General features: G+C 69.0%; 17 protein-coding genes. 11 read left to right on the plus strand and 6 right to left on the minus strand.

Going from position 1 to position 16405, the window contains the following annotated elements; genetic code table 11:
* Positions 1-18: 18 nt before the first annotated feature.
* The 3 genes from ACSQ3Y_RS07475 to ACSQ3Y_RS07485 are packed head-to-tail and all read left to right on the plus strand — an operon-like array spanning position 19 to position 2704.
* The gene (locus ACSQ3Y_RS07475; RefSeq protein ID WP_436176867.1) at positions 19-1017 is read left to right on the plus strand and encodes a Bug family tripartite tricarboxylate transporter substrate binding protein; all 999 of its coding nucleotides are present in this window, start codon (positions 19-21) and stop codon (positions 1015-1017) included.
* 9 nt (positions 1018-1026) lie between these two features.
* The gene (gene hpaH / locus ACSQ3Y_RS07480) at positions 1027-1842 is read left to right on the plus strand and encodes a 2-oxo-hept-4-ene-1,7-dioate hydratase (RefSeq protein WP_436176868.1); all 816 of its coding nucleotides are present in this window, start codon (positions 1027-1029) and stop codon (positions 1840-1842) included.
* Positions 1843-1852: 10 nt separating this feature from the next.
* Complete coding sequence (locus ACSQ3Y_RS07485) at positions 1853-2704, plus strand: aldolase/citrate lyase family protein (RefSeq protein WP_057204876.1); 852 nt, start codon at positions 1853-1855, stop codon at positions 2702-2704.
* Positions 2705-2713: 9 nt separating this feature from the next.
* Here ACSQ3Y_RS07485 and ACSQ3Y_RS07490 read toward each other — a convergent pair whose 3' ends face one another.
* Complete coding sequence (locus ACSQ3Y_RS07490; RefSeq protein WP_436176869.1) at positions 2714-4525, minus strand: tetratricopeptide repeat protein; 1812 nt, start codon at positions 4523-4525, stop codon at positions 2714-2716.
* A gap of 133 nt (positions 4526-4658) precedes the next feature.
* Here ACSQ3Y_RS07490 and ACSQ3Y_RS07495 point away from each other — a divergent pair, with 133 nt between their 5' ends.
* The 8 genes from ACSQ3Y_RS07495 (at position 4659) to ACSQ3Y_RS07530 (ending at position 10789) form a co-directional block, all read left to right on the plus strand.
* A complete protein-coding gene (locus ACSQ3Y_RS07495) occupies positions 4659-5396 on the plus strand; it encodes an endonuclease/exonuclease/phosphatase family protein (protein WP_057204869.1) in 738 nt (245 codons plus the stop codon).
* Between the two features lie 2 nt (positions 5397-5398).
* Entirely contained in the window at positions 5399-6616 is a 1218-nt protein-coding gene (clsB, locus tag ACSQ3Y_RS07500) for a cardiolipin synthase ClsB (RefSeq protein WP_436176870.1), read from the plus strand.
* Positions 6617-6734: 118 nt separating this feature from the next.
* A complete protein-coding gene (folE, locus tag ACSQ3Y_RS07505) occupies positions 6735-7463 on the plus strand; it encodes a GTP cyclohydrolase I (RefSeq protein WP_057265281.1) in 729 nt (242 codons plus the stop codon).
* A gap of 2 nt (positions 7464-7465) precedes the next feature.
* Positions 7466-7888: a BLUF domain-containing protein gene (locus ACSQ3Y_RS07510; protein ID WP_057265083.1), complete on the plus strand. Its 423-nt coding sequence runs from the start codon at positions 7466-7468 to the stop codon at positions 7886-7888.
* A gap of 104 nt (positions 7889-7992) precedes the next feature.
* Positions 7993-8874: a DMT family transporter gene (locus ACSQ3Y_RS07515; RefSeq protein WP_057265279.1), complete on the plus strand. Its 882-nt coding sequence runs from the start codon at positions 7993-7995 to the stop codon at positions 8872-8874.
* A 3-nt stretch (positions 8875-8877) separates the two neighbouring features.
* Entirely contained in the window at positions 8878-9732 is an 855-nt protein-coding gene (locus ACSQ3Y_RS07520; RefSeq protein WP_436176871.1) for a DUF429 domain-containing protein, read from the plus strand.
* Between the two features lie 7 nt (positions 9733-9739).
* The gene (locus ACSQ3Y_RS07525; RefSeq protein WP_164470693.1) at positions 9740-9979 is read left to right on the plus strand and encodes a hypothetical protein; all 240 of its coding nucleotides are present in this window, start codon (positions 9740-9742) and stop codon (positions 9977-9979) included.
* A gap of 120 nt (positions 9980-10099) precedes the next feature.
* Complete coding sequence (locus tag ACSQ3Y_RS07530; protein WP_305742004.1) at positions 10100-10789, plus strand: histidine phosphatase family protein; 690 nt, start codon at positions 10100-10102, stop codon at positions 10787-10789.
* A 47-nt stretch (positions 10790-10836) separates the two neighbouring features.
* On the opposite strand, the gene ACSQ3Y_RS07535 is transcribed toward ACSQ3Y_RS07530, so the two are convergent.
* From ACSQ3Y_RS07535 to ACSQ3Y_RS07555, 5 genes are all read right to left on the minus strand, one after another.
* Positions 10837-11532: a hypothetical protein gene (locus ACSQ3Y_RS07535; RefSeq protein WP_057265077.1), complete on the minus strand. Its 696-nt coding sequence runs from the start codon at positions 11530-11532 to the stop codon at positions 10837-10839.
* A 30-nt stretch (positions 11533-11562) separates the two neighbouring features.
* Entirely contained in the window at positions 11563-11964 is a 402-nt protein-coding gene (locus ACSQ3Y_RS07540; protein ID WP_436176872.1) for a response regulator, read from the minus strand.
* A 24-nt stretch (positions 11965-11988) separates the two neighbouring features.
* Complete coding sequence (locus ACSQ3Y_RS07545) at positions 11989-14211, minus strand: ATP-binding protein (protein ID WP_436176873.1); 2223 nt, start codon at positions 14209-14211, stop codon at positions 11989-11991.
* Complete coding sequence (locus tag ACSQ3Y_RS07550; protein ID WP_436176874.1) at positions 14208-14840, minus strand: biliverdin-producing heme oxygenase; 633 nt, start codon at positions 14838-14840, stop codon at positions 14208-14210. Before ACSQ3Y_RS07550 ends, ACSQ3Y_RS07545 begins: the two co-directional genes overlap by 4 nt.
* Positions 14841-15032: 192 nt before the next feature.
* The gene (locus ACSQ3Y_RS07555) at positions 15033-16379 is read right to left on the minus strand and encodes a tetratricopeptide repeat protein (RefSeq protein ID WP_436176875.1); all 1347 of its coding nucleotides are present in this window, start codon (positions 16377-16379) and stop codon (positions 15033-15035) included.
* Positions 16380-16405 lie beyond the last annotated feature (26 nt).

Genomic DNA, 16405 nt, shown 5'->3' on the forward strand with positions numbered 1-16405 from the left:
AACCATCGGAGACAGAGCATGAAGAACCTTTCCCCCACAACATCCCGCCGCAACGTACTGCACCTGGCTCTGGCCAGTGCAGCGGGCGCCGTGCCCTTCCTGGCCCAGGCCCAGGCGCTCGACACCGTGAAGATCCTGGCCGGCTTTGCTGCCGGCGGCACGGTGGACACCCTGGCGCGGCGCGTGGCCACCCAGATCACGGGCGGTTACGCCAAGTCGGCCGTGGTGGAGAACAAGACCGGCGCGGGCGGGCAGATCGCCATCACCACACTCAAGGCCGCTCCGGCGGACGGCGCCACACTGCTGGCCACGCCCATGTCCATGCTGGGCATCTACCCCCACACCTACAAGAAGCTGCCCTACGACCCCGTGGCCGACGTGACGCCCGTCTCGCTGGGCGTGGTGTTCGACATGGGTTTTGCCGTGGGGCCACAGGTACCCGCCTCGGTGAAGACCGTGCCCGAGTTTCTGGAGTGGTGCAAGGCCAACCCCACGGGCGCCAATTTCGGCTCGCCCGCACCGGGCTCGGTGCCGCACTTCGTGGGCGAGCTGATCAGCCGCGCCGGCAAGGTCGACATGCGCCATGTGGGCTTTCGCGGCTCGCAGCCGGCCATTCTGGACCTGCTGGGCGGGCAGATCGCGGCGGTCTCGGCCCCGGTGGGTGAGTTCTTGCCGCACCTCTCAGGCGGCAAGATCCGCGTCCTGGCCACCTCGGGCGCCACGCGCAACAAATTCATGCCCAATGTCAGCACGCTGATCGAGCAGGGCTACAAGGACATGGCCTACAACGAATGGTTCGGCTTCTTCCTGCCCGGCAAGGCGCCGGCCGACGTGGTGGCCAAGGCCAATGCCGCTATCCGCACCGCGCTGGCCGACAAGGACGTGGTCGCCGGGTTGGCGGCCATGGGGCTGGAGGCGCGTTCGTCCACTCCCGCTGAGCTGGCGGCGTTGCTGAAGGCCGATGGCGACAAATGGGGTCCCATTGTGAAAGCCATTGGCTTCACTGCAGAATCCTGAGGACTCCCCATGCTTGACGATGCATTGATCCAGCAGCTCGCTCTTGAGCTGCACCAGGCCGAGAAGACCCGCGTGCAGGTGGAGCATTTCTCCAAACGCCACCCCGGTATGACGGTGCAGGACGGCTATGCCATCTCGCGCGCCTGGGTGGCGATGAAGATCGCCGAGGGCCGCACGGTGCGCGGCCACAAGATCGGCCTGACCTCGCGCGCCATGCAGGTCGCCAGCCAGATCACCGAGCCCGACTTCGGCACCCTGCTGGACGACATGTTCTTCGCCGAGGGCGGCGACATCCCCATGCAGCGCTTCATCCTGCCGCGCGTGGAGGTGGAGCTGGCCTTCGTGCTCCACAAGCCGCTGCGCGGCGAGCCGGGGCGTCCGCCAGTGAACATCTTCGACGTGCTGGCCGCCACCGAGTACGTGGTGCCCGCCATCGAGATCATCGATGCGCGCATCGAGCAGCACGATCGCCACACCGGCGCGATGCGCAAGGTGTTCGACACCATCTCGGACAACGCGGCCAATGCCGGCATCGTCACCGGCGGGCGCCCCGTGCGGCCCGACGCGGTGGACCTGCGCTGGTGCGGCGCGCTGCTCTACAAGAACGGGGTGATCGAGGAGTCGGGCCTGGCCGCTGCGGTGCTCAACCACCCGGCCACCGGCGTGGCCTGGCTGGCCAACAAGCTTGCACCCTATGGCGAGGGGCTGGAGGCGGGCGAGGTGGTGCTGGGCGGCTCGTTCACGCGGCCCGTGGCGGCTGCCGCGGGCGACACCTTCCATGCGGACTATGGGCCGCTGGGCAATATCGCCTTCCGCTTCGTTTGAGGGGACTGCCTTGCATACACCCGTGAACACCTTCAAGCAGGCCCTGGTCGCGCGCACGCCGCAGATCGGCCTGTGGTTCGGCCTGGCCAGCGGCTATGCGGCCGAGCTCGTCGCAGGGGCTGGTTTCGACTGGCTGCTGCTTGACGGCGAGCACGCGCCCAACGACGTGCCGCGCATGCTGGAGCAGCTGCAGGGCATCGCCAGCGCGCGCGCCATGCTGGGCTCTGGCCCGCACCCGGTGGCCCGCGTGCCGGTGGGCGACACGGCGCTGATCAAGCAGTACCTGGACATCGGCGCGCTGACCCTGTTGGTGCCCATGGTGGACACGCCCGAGCAGGCCGCGCAGCTGGTGCGTGCCATGCGCTACCCGCAGGACGACGGGCAGGGCGGCATCCGCGGCATGGGCGCGGGCCTGGCGCGCGCCTCGCAGTGGATGCGCTATCCCGGGTATCTCAAAGAGGCCAATGCCCAGGCGTGCCTGCTGGTGCAGGCCGAGAGCACGCTGGCCATCGAGAACCTGGACGCCATTGCGCACACGCCGGGCGTGGATGGCGTGTTCTTCGGCCCGGCCGACCTCTCGGCCAGCATGGGCCATGTGGGCAACCCCGGGCACCCTGAGGTACAGGAGGCCATCGAGAGCGGGATACGCCGCGTGCTGGCCGCCGGCAAGGCCCCCGGCATCCTGATGGCCGATGAAAAGCTGGCGCGCCGCTACCTGGAGCTGGGCGCCGTCTTCGTGGCCGTGGGGGTGGACACCAGCGTGCTGGTGGCCGCCACGCGGGATCTGGCGGCGCGGTATGGGCGGGCGCTGCATCCCGCGCAGCCACAGTCTCCAGTGGCAGGCGCCTCGGTCTACGGCTGACAGCCCCCACTACATCGGCCGCAGCCTGAGCTTTTCCGCCGGATCGTGGGGCTCTGGCGTGGGCACGCCCAGGATTTCGTCGATCGAGGGCTCGTCGGGCATGTCCAGGATCTGGTCGGCCGACAGCTCTACCCGGGCGGCGATGGCGGCCAGCGCGGCAGACGCTGCCGCTTCGGGCGGTGGCGGCGTGCGTGTGCGTATCACCACGCCGCCAGGGCGCCGCTCGCCGTCCTGCCCCAGCACCGCACGGGTCGGGGCGTTGCCGCAGCGGGTGCGCACCGCCTGCACACTGTCCTGCAGGGCCTGTGCATCGGCAATGCGCTCCCGGTGGCGCAGCAGCACCTGCTGGGCCATGTCCGCCAGCTTGGAGTTCAGGGAGCTTTCGGCCAGCTGCAGCAGCTTGCGCACGGCCCCTTCGGCATCGCCCGCCAGGCTCTGGGCCATCGCTTTCTCGGCCGACTGGTTGATCTGGGGCAGGCATTCGCGCACCATGTCGCTGTATGCGGGGTAGACGTTGCAGGCATTGGCCATCAGCTCCGTGAGGCCGCGCGTGTTGGCATAGCGCATCCCGAGGGAGCGCACCCACTTTTCGCCGTCCGACAGGTCGATGGAGGTCGCGGCCAGCACGGCCAGCAGGCTGGCCAGGTTGCAGGCGGCCTCGAAATCGAAGCTGGCCTCGTCGATCTCGCGCGCCATGTCGCGCACCGCCGCCACGGCGGCCGAGAACTGCCGCTGCTGGATCAGCAGCAGGGTCTGGGCAATGCTGGCAAAGCGCTGGATGCGCGGGCTGTCCTGGTGGCGCTCCAGGATGCGGCCAAAGTCCGCCACGCAGCGTTCGATGCCCTTGCGGTCCTTGTCGGAAAAGTAGGAAAAGGCCAGCAGCACCAGGGCCTGGAAGTCGAACAGCTTGGAGTCGATACCCAGGATGGCCGCACGCGAGAGCACGCTGGCGGCCGTCTTGCGGTCGCCCATGTAGTACGACATCATGCCCAGCTTCTGCAGGCGCACCACCGAGTCGGGCGTGAGCGCGCTGGCCGTGCGGTAGGTCTCGATGGCCTCGGTGAAGTTGCCCAGTTCCACCTGAGCGCGGCCCAGCACGTCGTAGGCGTCGGCAAACGAGGCATCCTCGCCGATCAGGCCCTGCAAGGTGGTGATGGCGCGGGCGGCCTGGCCAGACTCGATCTGCGCGCGCGCCACACCGAGCTTGGCCCAGGGCAGGGCGCGCGCTGCGATGACGGCTTCGAACAGCGTTCGGGCTTCATCGTGGCGGCCCAGGCGCAGCAGCAGCTCGGTGCCAATGCGCGCGGCATACAGCCAGTAGGGCTTGCGCGCCTCGAAACGTTCTACGCAGAGGCTGGACGCGAGCTCGAAGTCTTCCTGCTCGATGGCGTCGAAAATCGGCTTCAAGTGGATCTTGCGCAGCCGCGCCAGGCTCAGCCGCTCGAACAGGGCGCTCGGGGTGAAGGGCTTGAGCAGGTAGCCATCGAGCGCCGACTCGGCGGCCTCGGCCACCGCCGCATACGAGGCCTCTGCCGTGACCATGAAAAACACGGTGGAGAACGGCAGCAGCTGTGCACGGCGCAAGTCGTCCAGCAAGGTCTGTCCGGAGTCGCCAGATTCGCTGAAGAACTGGTCGCACAGCACATAGTCGAACACCGTGTGTTCCAGCCTGGCGCGGGCGTCACGCACACGGCTGCATTGCACGATCTTGGTGACCCCGTACTCACGCAGCTGCCCCACCAGAATGCTGCGCGAGGTGGCATTGCTGTCGATGATCAGCGCCTGGATGTCTGGCGTATCCGGGTCTTTGCCTGTGGCCATCTGCAGCTCGGGGGTGGTGTAATTAAAAGTAACTGCTCACTGCAAGCACAGTGTATGCCCGGTCAGCGGAGTCTGCGATGCGGGTAAGCCCCCGGCCTGCCATGTGTCGGTTGCTTGCGACACAATCGGTGCCATGGACAACACAGACATCCTGCGGGTGGCAACCTACAACATCCACAAAGGGGTGCAGGGCATCGGCCCGGCCCGCCGGCTGGAGATCCACAACCTGGGGCATGCGGTCGAGCAACTGGATGCCGACATCGTCTGCCTGCAGGAGGTGAGGAAGCTGCACCGTGGAGAGGCCAAATACTTCCAGCGCTGGCCCGAGTTGCCCCAGGCCGAGTACCTCGCCCCGGAGGGCTACGAGGCGGTGTATCGCACCAACGCCTTCACCCGCCACGGTGAGCACGGCAACGCGCTGCTCTCGCGCTGGCCCGTGATCGGCCACCAGCACGAGGACATTTCGGACCACCGCTTCGAGCAGCGCGGGCTGCTGCACGTCGAGGTGGACGCCCATGGCCGCAAGATCCACGTGATCGTCGTTCATCTGGGGTTGATTCCGGGCAGCCGCATCCGGCAGATCGAGCGGCTGCAGCGCTTCATCGAGCGCGAGGTGCCCGGCGGCACACCGCTGGTGGTCGCGGGCGATTTCAACGACTGGGGCCTGCAGGTCAAGCGCATGCTGGCCGGCTTCGGCCTGCATGAATTCGAGGACCCCCGGGCCTTCACCTACCCCGCGCGCCTGCCCCTGGTGCAACTGGACCATGTCTACGTGCGCGGCCTCACGCCCCTGTCGCTGCACGTGCCGCGTGGCCGCATCTGGTGGCGCATGTCCGACCACCTGCCCCTCATCGCCGAATTCCGTCTCTAGCCGTGGTCCTGTCCCCGGCCTTCACCGCTGACCACCGGGTGCGCCTGCTGCAGGGTGCGCAGGAGCTGTTTCCCGCGCTGGTCAAGGCCATGGACGCTGCACTGTCGGACATCCAGTTCGAGACCTACATCTTCGACTTCACCGGCAGTGGAGCCAGTGTGGCGCAGGCCCTGGAGCGGGCGGCCCGGCGTGGCGTGCGCACCCAACTTGTGGTGGATGGCGTGGGCACGGGTGCCTTTCCGCTGGAGTGGACCGAGCGCTTTTCGGCCGCTGGCGTGCAGTTTCGCGTCTATTCGCCGCTCGGGCCGCTGGGCCTGCTGCTGCCGCACCGCTGGCGCCGCCTGCACCGCAAGCTGTGCGTGGTGGATGGCTGCATGCTGTTCTGCGGCGGCATCAACGTGCTCGACGACCTGCACGACCCTAACCACGGGGCACTGGCCGCGCCGCGCTTCGACTTTGCCGTGCAGGCCACGGGCAGCTTGGTGGCCGTGGCCAGCGACACCATGGACCAGCTGTGGTGGCGCATGCAGGCCGTGCGCGACATGCGCGAGCGCCGCCTGCCCGAGGCCCTGCAGGCGTTGCGCTCGGCCAGCGCCGCTCAGCATGCGGCCCAGGCGGCACAGGAGGGGCCGGCCATGCGCGCGGCGCTGCTGCTGCGCGACAACGTGCGCAACCGCAGCCGCATCGAGCGGGCCTACCGCCGCGCCATCGGTGCGGCGCGCCACGAGGTGATCATCGCCAACGCCTACTTCCTGCCCGGCGGCAAGCTGCGCAGGGCTTTGCTGATGGCGGCGCGCCGCGGTGTGCGCGTGCGCCTGCTGCTGCAGGGGCGCTACGAGTACTTCATGCAGTACCACGCGGCGCGGCCGGTGTATGGCGCACTGCTCGCGGCGGGGGTGGAGATCCACGAGTACGCGCCCAGCTTTCTGCATGCCAAGGTGGCTGTGGTCGATGCGCTGGGCGAGCGGCCCTGGGCCACGGTGGGCTCGTCCAACCTCGACCCGTTGAGCCTGCTGCTGGCGCGCGAGGCCAACGTGGTGGTGGAGGACGCGGCCTTTGCCGCCGACCTGCGCGAGCGCCTGGTGCAGGCCATGGAGCAGTCCGGCCGGCGCATGGAGCCGGCGCGCTATGCGGGCCGCCCGCTGCGCCAGCGCGTGCTCGACCAGGTGGCCCATGCGCTGATGCGGCTGGCCCTGTGGATCACGGGCCGCCGGTACTGACACCGATGGCATGCTTTGCTGCTATACAAATAGTAGCTGTATCGCGATGCGGGCCGGGCGGTAGCCAGGTAAAACCTTTGCCCGGCGTACCGTCCCGTTCACTGTTACGATGCCGGACATGTCCAGTCCCACTGCCGCTGATATGACGACCATCCCGCCCGACGAAGAAGGCACGCCCGTCTCCGTCAAGATCCGAGAGCGCCTTGCCGCCGCGCGCAAGCGCTTCCACGCCAACGACAACATCGCGGAGTTCATCGAGCCCGGCGAGCTGGAGAAGCTGCTGGACGAGGTCGAGGTCAAGATGCAGGGCGTGCTCGACAGCCTGGTCATCAACACGCAAGGCGACCACAACACGCACAATACCGCGCGCCGCGTGGCCAAGATGTACCTCAACGAGGTGTTCAAGGGCCGCTACGTGGCGCAGCCGCCGATCACCGAGTTCCCCAACGCCGAGCACTTGAACGAGCTCATGATCGTCGGGCCCATCACGGTGCGCAGCGCCTGCAGCCACCATTTCTGCCCGGTGATCGGCAAGATCTGGATCGGCGTGATGCCCAACGAGCACACCAACGTGATCGGCCTGTCCAAGTACGCGCGCCTGGTCGACTGGGTCATGGGCCGCCCCCAGATCCAGGAAGAGGCCGTGGTGCAGCTGGCCGACCTGATCATGGAAAAGACCCAGCCCGACGGCCTGGCCATCGTGATGGAGGCCAGCCACTTCTGCATGTCCTGGCGCGGCGTGCGCGAGATGGACAGCAAGATGATCAACTCCGTGATGCGCGGCGTGTTCCTCAAGGACCCCTCGCTGCGCCGCGAATTCCTGTCTCTCATCCCCGGAAAGAACTGACCATGCTCGTACGCCTGCTCTATGCCAGCCGCGCGGTGGATACCTCGCCCTCCGCCATCGAAGCCATCCTCATGCAGTCGCGCCAGCACAACCCGGGCAGTGGCATTACCGGGGTGCTTTGCTATGGCGGCGGCATCTTTTTGCAGGCCATCGAGGGCGGCCGTGCCGCGGTGAGCGACCTCTACGGCCACATCCAGCGCGACCCGCGGCACCAGAACGTGGAGCTGCTGCACTACGAGGAGATCACCGAGCGCCGTTTCGGCGGCTGGACCATGGGCCAGGTGAACCTGTCCAAGATCAACCACTCGATTCTGCTCAAGTACTCCGAGAAGCCCGAGCTCGACCCGTATGCGGTGTCGGGCAAGGTGTCGTTCGCGCTGCTGGAAGAGCTCATGGCCACGGCGTCCATCATCGGGCGCGCTTAAAAAGGACTGGCCTCCAGGCCTGCCCTCTTTTCCAGACATCCGAACCCGGGCCGCAGCCGCCGACGCGCTGCGGCCTTTTGCATTCCTTTTTCTGCTTTCCCACCGTGACCCTGAATGCCTTCGGCCTCATCATCCTGGCGGGCCTGATCCATGCCTGCTGGAACATCGTGGCCAAGAAGGCGGGTGGGGATTCGCGCTTCGCGTTCTTCACCTCGGTGCTGATGATGCTGGTCTGGGCGCCGCTGGGCTGGTACCTGGGGCGCGATGCGGTGCCGCTGTGGGGAGCTGTGGAGTGGGGCTTCGTCGCGGCCAGCGGGTTGCTGCACGTGGCCTACTTCGTCATCCTGCTGCGCGGCTACCGCAAGGCCGACCTCACCGTGGTCTACCCGCTGGCGCGCGGCTCGGGGCCGCTGATGTCGTCGCTGGTGGCGGTCACGCTGCTGGGCGAGCGCATTTCGGCGCTGGGCGTGGCCGGCATCGCGGGCGTGGTGGGCGGGGTGTTCCTGATCGCGGGCGGCCCGGGCCTGCTGCGCGCCGCGCACGATCCGGCCGCGCGAGCGCGCGTGCACAAGGGCATGTTCTACGGCCTGCTCACGGGGGCCTTCATCGCCAGCTACACGGTGGTCGACGGCTATGCCGTCAAGATCCTGCTGATGTCGCCCATCCTCGTGGACTACATGGGCAACTTCGTGCGCGTGGCGCTGCTGGCGCCCGTGGTGCTGCGCGACCTGCCCACCGCCGGCCAACTGTGGCGCGCGCAGTGGCGCTTCGCGCTGCTGGTGGCCATGGTCAGCCCCGTGGCCTATGTGCTGGTGCTGTATGCGATGAAGGAGGCGCCCCTGTCGCATGTCGCGCCCGCACGCGAGGTGTCCATGCTGTTCGCCGCGCTGATCGGCGGGCACCTGCTGGGCGAAGGCGACCGCGTGGCCCGCATCTGCGGGGCCGTGCTCATCGCGGCCGGCGTCACCGCGCTCGCCCTGGGGTAGGCCATGCTGCTCGGATGTGACTTCTCAAGCAGCCCCACGCGCCGCAAGCCCGTGGTGCTGGCCCTGGGCCGGCGCGACGGCGCGCGCGTGCAGCTGACGGAACTGGTGCGGCTGGAAACCCTGGCCGCGGTGGGCGCCTGGCTGGCCGAGCCGCGCCACTGGGTGGGTGGGTTCGACCTGCCCTTCGGCCTGCCGCGCGAGCTGCTGCAGACCCTGGGCTGGCCGCTGCAGTGGCATGCAAGCATGCAGCACTACCAGTCGCTCACCCGCCCACAGATCCGCGAAGCCTTTGCCGCCTTCTGCGATGCGCGCCCCGTGGGCGGCAAGTTCGCGCACCGCGCAACCGACGGGCCCGCCGGCTCCAGCCCGTCGATGAAATGGGTGAACCCGCCCGTGGCCTACATGCTGCATGCGGGCGTGCCGCTGCTGCTCGGGGCCGGCGTGCACCTGCCCGGCCTGCATGCAGGCGACCCCACACGCGTGGCGCTGGAGGCCTACCCCGGCCTGCTCGCGCGCGAGGTGCTGCAGCGGCGCAGCTACAAGAGCGACGATGTTGCCAAGCAGACGCCGGACCGCCTGATCGCGCGCAAGGACCTGCTGACCGCGCTGGAGCTGGGGCAGACGCGCCTGGCGCTGCGACTGAAGCTGAGCCACGCCCAGCGCGATGCCCTGGTGGCCGACGCCAGCGGCGACAGCCTGGACGCCGTGCTGTGCATGCTGCAGGCCGGCTGGGCCGAGCAGCGCCATGCCGAGGGCGATGCCCTCTACGGCTTGCCGCCCGGCTTGGACCCGCTGGAAGGCTGGATCGTCACCGCGCCCATGCCGGGTGGCAGGGTGGACGAGGGCGCGCCACAATGAAGGCATGATGCGAATTGCTGCTTGCGCACGAAATCACCGGCTGTGGGTCGGGGCGCTGGTTTGCGCGTTCGCATGCACCGCCGCACTGGCTGCGCCCGCACCCTGGTTCTACTGGCGCAGCAAGGTCGATGCTCAGCGCGTCTGCGCCCAGACCTCGCCCGGCAGCGGCTGGGAGAAAGACAGCCCGCCCTACGACGGCCCCGGCTGCGCCCCGCGCCGCAAGGTGCTCATCGTCCCGATGCGTTGAGGAGCGAAACAGGTGCAATCGCCCCTTGGTTGTCAAAAAGCATAGCGCCTGGGGACGGTCTGCATGCCGTTGGCAGGAGTATTGCTTGCAATACTGTGCATGCATTCGATAATGGACGGGATGACCGAACTGATCTTGATACGCCACGGCGAGACCGACTGGAACCGGGAACTGCGCTTCCAGGGCCAAGTGGACGTGCCCCTGAACGCCACCGGCCATGAGCAGGCGCGCCGCCTGGCCGAACGCCTGGGGGCCGAACGCCTGGCGGTGGACCACCTGGTCTGCAGCGACCTCATCCGCACGCGCCAGACGGCGCAGCCCGTGCTGGGCGCATTGCTGCCGCAGCTGCACATCGACAACGTGGTGGACGCCAGCCTGCGCGAGCAGAGCTTTGGCCTGGTCGACGGCATGCGCGTGGACGACATCAAGCTGCAGCATGCCGAGGCCTGGGAGAACTGGCTGCGCTTCGACGCCGACGGCGGCATGCCCGGCGGCGAGACCACGCGCCAGTTCCACACCCGGGTGATGGGCGCCGTGCGCCGCCTGGCGCAGGAGCATGCGGGCAAGACCCTGATGGTGGTGACCCACGGCGGCGTGCTCGACATGGTCTGGCGCACGGCGCAGGGCGTGGGCCTGCACGGGCCGCGCCAGAGCGATATCCCGAATGCGGGCTTCAACCGCGTGCGCCTGGATGGCGACGCCATCGAACTGCTGCACTGGGGCGACGTGCGCCACCTGGCCGACCTGCCGCCGCAGCCGGTCTACGACCAGGCCAAACTGCTGGTGGCGGCGGTGGACGGCGCTGACTGAGCCCAGGGCGCCGGCCCTCGTGGCCGGCTCTGATGGAAGACCCTGGTTCAGGCGCCGGGCAGGGTGATCTCCACCTGGTCCTGCGCCACCTGCACGGTGACGTCCAGGGGCCGGGCCAACTGGTGCAGCGCTGCCAAGTCGAGGGCCGGTGGTTGCGCCAGGCTGCTGCCCTGCAGGGGCGGCAGGTCCTGCGATGCCGATACCCCCTGCGCGCGCACGCGCACCCCCCTTGCGCCCGAGGGCTCCACTGTGATGCGGGCGGGCACGGGGCCGGGCCGCTCCGCCAGGTGGTAGAGGGCGGCCAGCACCACGTACAGCAGCGTGTGCCGTGCCGTGACCTGCTCGTCCCAGCCGGTTGCATCCTCGACCAGGGGCTCCAGTTCGGTGCCGCGCACCATCAGCATGGGCCGCGCCAGCTCGACGGCTTCGGCCACCAGTGCGCGCAGGGCCTGGCGTTCGTTGATCTGCAGGTCCCACTGGCGCAGGCGGCGGATGTGGTGGGCAATGTCGCCCAGTTGCTCCTCGATCTGCTCCACCCGCTCCACAGCCTGTTCGGGGGTCAGGTCGCCCTTGGCAAGGCGGCGCTTGAGCAGCATGGTCCCCATGCGCATCACGGACAGGGGGCTGGCCAGGTCATGGCGCAGCACCGGCATGGCACGCATCAGCACGGCATGCTGCAGGCCGGCGTCCATCAGCTCCCGGGCATGATCGGGAAGGGGCGGCTCGGAGTTCTTGGCGGGCATGGGTGGTGGATGGGGCTGGAGTGGCGGAGCTCAGGGAGCGGGAGGGGCCTGCAGCGCAGCGGCGCAGCGCGCCATCAGCGCGTCGAAGGCGTCGAAGTCGAGCGGCTTGCCCAGGATGTAGTCGAAAGCCCCCATCTGGCTGCCCGCCGTCCTGGCGTTGCCCGAGGCCATGCCGGTGATGGCAATGGCAAAGCAGGGGCCAGCGCCGTGCTCGGCCACGCTCGCGCGCAGCAGCGGCACCAGGTCCGAGCCGTTCATGTCCGGCAGGTTCTGGTCCACCAGAAAGATCTGCGCAGGCCTTTCCCTGGCGAGGGCCAGGGCGCGGGCTGCGGTGGCGGCCGTGCGCACGGAATGGCCCTCCATGGACAGCAGTTCTTCCAGGAGCTCGGTGGCGTCCTGGTTGTCATCAATGACGAGGATTTCTAGCGGCATGGTGGTGTCAGGGGCCAGCGGGTGTCAGGTGGAGGGGGCTGCGGGAGGGAGTGCCGGGCGCTGCGGCAGGTGCACGGTGAACACCACATGCGGCGCCTCGTGCACGTAGCCGATGCTGCCGCCGTGGCCCTGCACGATCTGGTGCGCGATGTACAGGCCCAGGCCCAGGCCGGAGCGGTTGCGTGCCTTGCCCACCGACGAGGCCTTGAAGGGGGTAAAGAGGTCGGCCGCCACCTCGGGCGCAATGGCCGGGGCCACGTTGCGCACCTGGATGAGCGGGCCTTCTGGCGTGGCCTGCATGTGCACCTCGACCGGCTGCCCTGCGTCGCCATGATGGCGCGCGTTGCTGACCAGGTTGGAGAACACCTGGGCCATGCGGTCGGGGTCGACCTCGGCCTGCAGGCTGGTGGGCAGGTGCCCCACCAGCTGCATGCCTGGGTGGGCCGTGCGTGCCTCGTCCATCAGGTCGGCCAACAGCTGCACCAGGTCGATGCTGGCGGGCTGCAGATCCAACCCCAGCCGGCTTTGCAGGCGCGACATGTCCATCACCTGGCTCACCAGGCGCTGCATGCGGCTGCTCGACGACTGGATGCGCTGCCCCAGCCTGCCGGTGTTGCCATCGGCGCCATTGTTCTTTTCGAGCACCCGCGCCGCCATGCTGATGGAGTGCAGCGGATCGCGCAGGTCGTGCCCGAGCACGGCCATCAGGTGGCTGCGGGCGTTGTTCAGTTCGGCGTGGCGGGCGTTCTGGGCGCGCACCAGCTCCGCGAGCAGTTGCCGTGCGATGTCCAGGTCATCGGCCGCCCAGTGCTCGGAGGTGGAGCGCACGATCTCCTTCCACAGCTCGAACGAGCCGCGGGGTGTGAGGCGGGGCCCGAGCGGGCCCGGGCGAATTTCCTTGTCGGGCTTGCCGCCCCAGTGGATGGTCTCGATCTGCTCCTTGCGCAGGAAGACCAGCCAGCTGCCCCGCTGCAGATCCAGCGGCAGGGCCAGCACACCGCACCAGGGGGCCAGTTGCACGGCAATGGCTGGTGCCTCCAGCGGCAGGGCATGGGTGGCGTACAGGGTGCTGCCGGCGTGCGTGGCATCGAGCCACTGCAGCAGGGCTCGGGCAGCGCTGTCGCTGATGCCGCCTTCGGTGCACAGCTTGCTGTGCTCGGACACCATGATGGCGTCGGCATGCATCGATGCGGCCAGGGCGCCCGCATGGGAGCAAAGCGCGGTGAATTCGTCGTCGGAGTGCAGCACGCTCTCCATGACCCGGGTGCGCAGCTCGGCCACCTGCAACTGGCGTTCGGCCTGCTTGCGCGCCAGGGCCGCCTGGATGGTGGCGCCCAGCATCTGCGCCATCACGTCGCAGGCCATGCGCACGCTGTAGGGCACCTGGCGCGGCCCCATGTGGTGGCATGCCAGCAGGCCCCACAGCCGGTTGTTGATGACGATGGAAATGCTCATGGACGCGCCCACGCCCATGTTGCTCAGGTATTCGATGTGGATGGGCGAGACGCTGCGCAGGATGGCCGCGCTCAGGTCCAGCGGCTTGCAGTCTGCGGCCTGTGCCAGGGGCACCGGCGCGGCCTGCACGTCGGCGATCAGGCGCAGGGTGTTGGCCACGTACAGTGCGCGCGCCTGCGCCGGGATGTCGCTGGCGGGGTAGCGCCGGCCCAGGTAGGGGTCCAGGAAGTCGGCACGCGATTCGGCCACCACATCGCCGCTGCTGTCGGGGCGAAAACGGTAGGCCATCACGCGGTCGAATCCCGTGAGCGCCCTGAACTCCTGGGTGGCCAGTTGCAGCAGGTCGTCGATGGAGGCGCGCGGGCGGCGCAGCTTTTCCATGGCGCGGTGGGCCTGCATGGCAAAGCCCGTGAGCGCGTCGGACGATGCCTGGCGGGCCTCGAACTCGATCACCAGCAACTCGTGCGACTGGTGCAGCACCACGTCGAAGCTGCGTCCCGCGGCCTCCAGTTCGGTCGGCATGGGCAGGTCGGCTGCGGCGCCCAGGGCTTCGTCGAGTAGTTCACCCAGGGCCGGGTGCTGCGCCAGCAGTGCGCTGCCGTGCAGCACGTCGCCCGGCATCAGCGCGTGTCCCAGCAGTGCCTCTGCGTTGCTGCTGGCATGGTGCACCACGCCGCTTGCATCCACGGCCACGAGCACCCCGTGGGACTGTATGGAACCCGGGATGTGGATGGGCTCGCGGTCGCAGTTTTCCAGGGTGGTGTGCTGCACAGGGGCCGCGGCGGAGGTCATGCTGGCGTTCCTTGTGTGGCTTCCATGGTGTCGAAGTGCGCCTGCAGGCCCTGGAAGGCGGCCAGCGCACCGTCGCACGCGGCCGCAATGGCCGGGGGCGAGGCCACGTGCGCGCGCAGCAGCGCCATGAATGCCTTCCAGCGCGCACCGGTGCCCGCGCCATCGCCCTGCAGATAGCGCAGCGGGTGCGGCGCCAGCCGGGGCGCGAGGCCGCGATGAAGCACCTGCCCGCCGAGCTGCGAACCCTCGACCACATACGCCAGGCCCCAGCGCACGGCATCGGTCTGGCCAGGGTGGCGCGCCAGGGCCTGCTCCAGGCACTGCGCGGTGGTGGCACTGGGCCGAGGCCAGGTCAGGGTGGCTTGTTCAGCCGGGTGCGCCAGGTCCTCGCGCAGCGCGGACAGCCGCGCTGCAGGCGCGAAGCCAAACCCGGGCGCGTGCGCCTGCAGCGTTTGCAGCGCAGGCCACAGTGCCTGCAGCCAGGCAGCCAGGGCGTGGACGTGCTCCAGGTAGTCGGCCAGGCTGGCGTCGGCACGGGCGATGGGCAGGCCGGAGTCGATCTGGACATGCCGCTCGGCGGTGGCGCGCCGCAGCGCCTGCAGCGCATCGGTCATGGCAGGCAGGGGCAATGGAGGAGCGAGGGTGTTGTGGGACAAGGTACGGAAGATCGGCAGATATGGCACCGCACCCAGGGGCACAGTGCACTCCCATTCTAGAACCGGATTGGCCGGCAGAGGGCCCGTGCGGGCAGGGGTTTGCCCCCTGCACCGTGTGCCGCGGTGGCAATGCGCCGTGGGGCTACACGGCCGCGGGGTCTCGTCCTACGCGGTGCCGAGGGCGCGGTCGAGGGCCAGGGCGCTGTACACCCTCTGAAGCTGCCGCGCCAGGCGCAGGGACTCGGGCTGCGCGTTGGCCTGAGGCTGCAACAGGTTCTGCAGCGTGGCCCACTGGCCGCTTCGGGCCAGGGCGTCGAGGTAGATCTGGTGGAACAGATCGCGCTGCGCATGGCTGCCGCCCACGGCCACCAGTTGGGGCAGGGCCAGGCCCAGTTGTCGCGCGGCCGTGGCCCAGTCGCCTGTGGCATGTGCCAGCAAGCCGTGGGCGGCAGGCACGCAGACCTGCTGCCACACGGTGCGCTCGTGCGCCTCGGTGCGGCTGGCGGCGTGGGCCTCGATGTGCCGTAGCAGCGTGCGCGCTTCGTCCACACGCCCGGCGCGCGCCAGCCCGTAGAGGTACTGCAGGTCCAGAAAGGGCAGCACCTGATCCGACAGGCGCAGCGCCAGATGGCCAGCCAGGTCGTCCCAGCGCGCGCGGCCGACGTCCACGCCAGCCAGCTCCAGCCGGGCCAGCAGCGAGACGGCGTTGATCTGGTCCTGCGTGTATTCCTTGACCACGCCCCAGACCTGCTGGTCGTAGAGCGCCAGCACCTCGGCATGGCGCTCCTTCTCCAGCAGGAACAGCGCCTGGTGCCACCAGTTGTGGGTGACCATGAAGGAGTTCAGGCCCGTCCAGGTGTCGCTCACGCTGGCCATGAAATCGGTGCCCTCGGCGATGCGGCCCTGGGTCAGCATCACATGCGCCAGGGCGTGGTGGGCCCAGGGCTCCTTGCGGCACAGGGCCACCGCATGGCGTGCCGAGGCTTCGGCGCGGTCGAGCAGGTGGCACTGCTCCCAGCCGAAGGCCAGCATGCCGTGCAGGTAGGGCACCTCGGCCGCGGCGGGCAGGGCCGCCAGCGCAATGCGCAGCATGCCCGGCGAGTCGCCGCGGTTGAACAGGTGGTATTGCCCGAGCTTGAGCGAGGCCAGGTCGCGCGGGTGCAGCCGGGCCTGTTCCTCGTGCAGTGCAATGGCGCGCGGCAGGTCGCCATCGACCCAGGCGGCCACGGCCGCCACGAAGCGCTGTTCGCGCTCGCTCGCTTGGCCGGCTGCCGCCTGCGCGCGTGCCAGGTAGGGGCGCGCGTTGCGCGGCGCATCGGCCGACTCGGCAAACATGTGCAGCGCTGCGCAGCAGGCCTGCACGATGGCGCTTTCGTCGTGCTCGGCTGCGAGCACGTTCACGGCACGCGCTTCGCAGCGGATGAACCCTTCGACAAAATCGTTCAGGGCGGCAAGGCTGCTCGGGTCGTGCAGGGTGACGGGGTTGCCCAGGCTGTCGGTGGCGGTGTGCATCGGTGCATTGTGCGGGGCAAGGAGCT

Origin of the sequence: Acidovorax sp. LjRoot66 (assembly GCF_964253305.1) — a bacterium.
Lineage (GTDB): Bacteria > Pseudomonadota > Gammaproteobacteria > Burkholderiales > Burkholderiaceae_C > Acidovorax.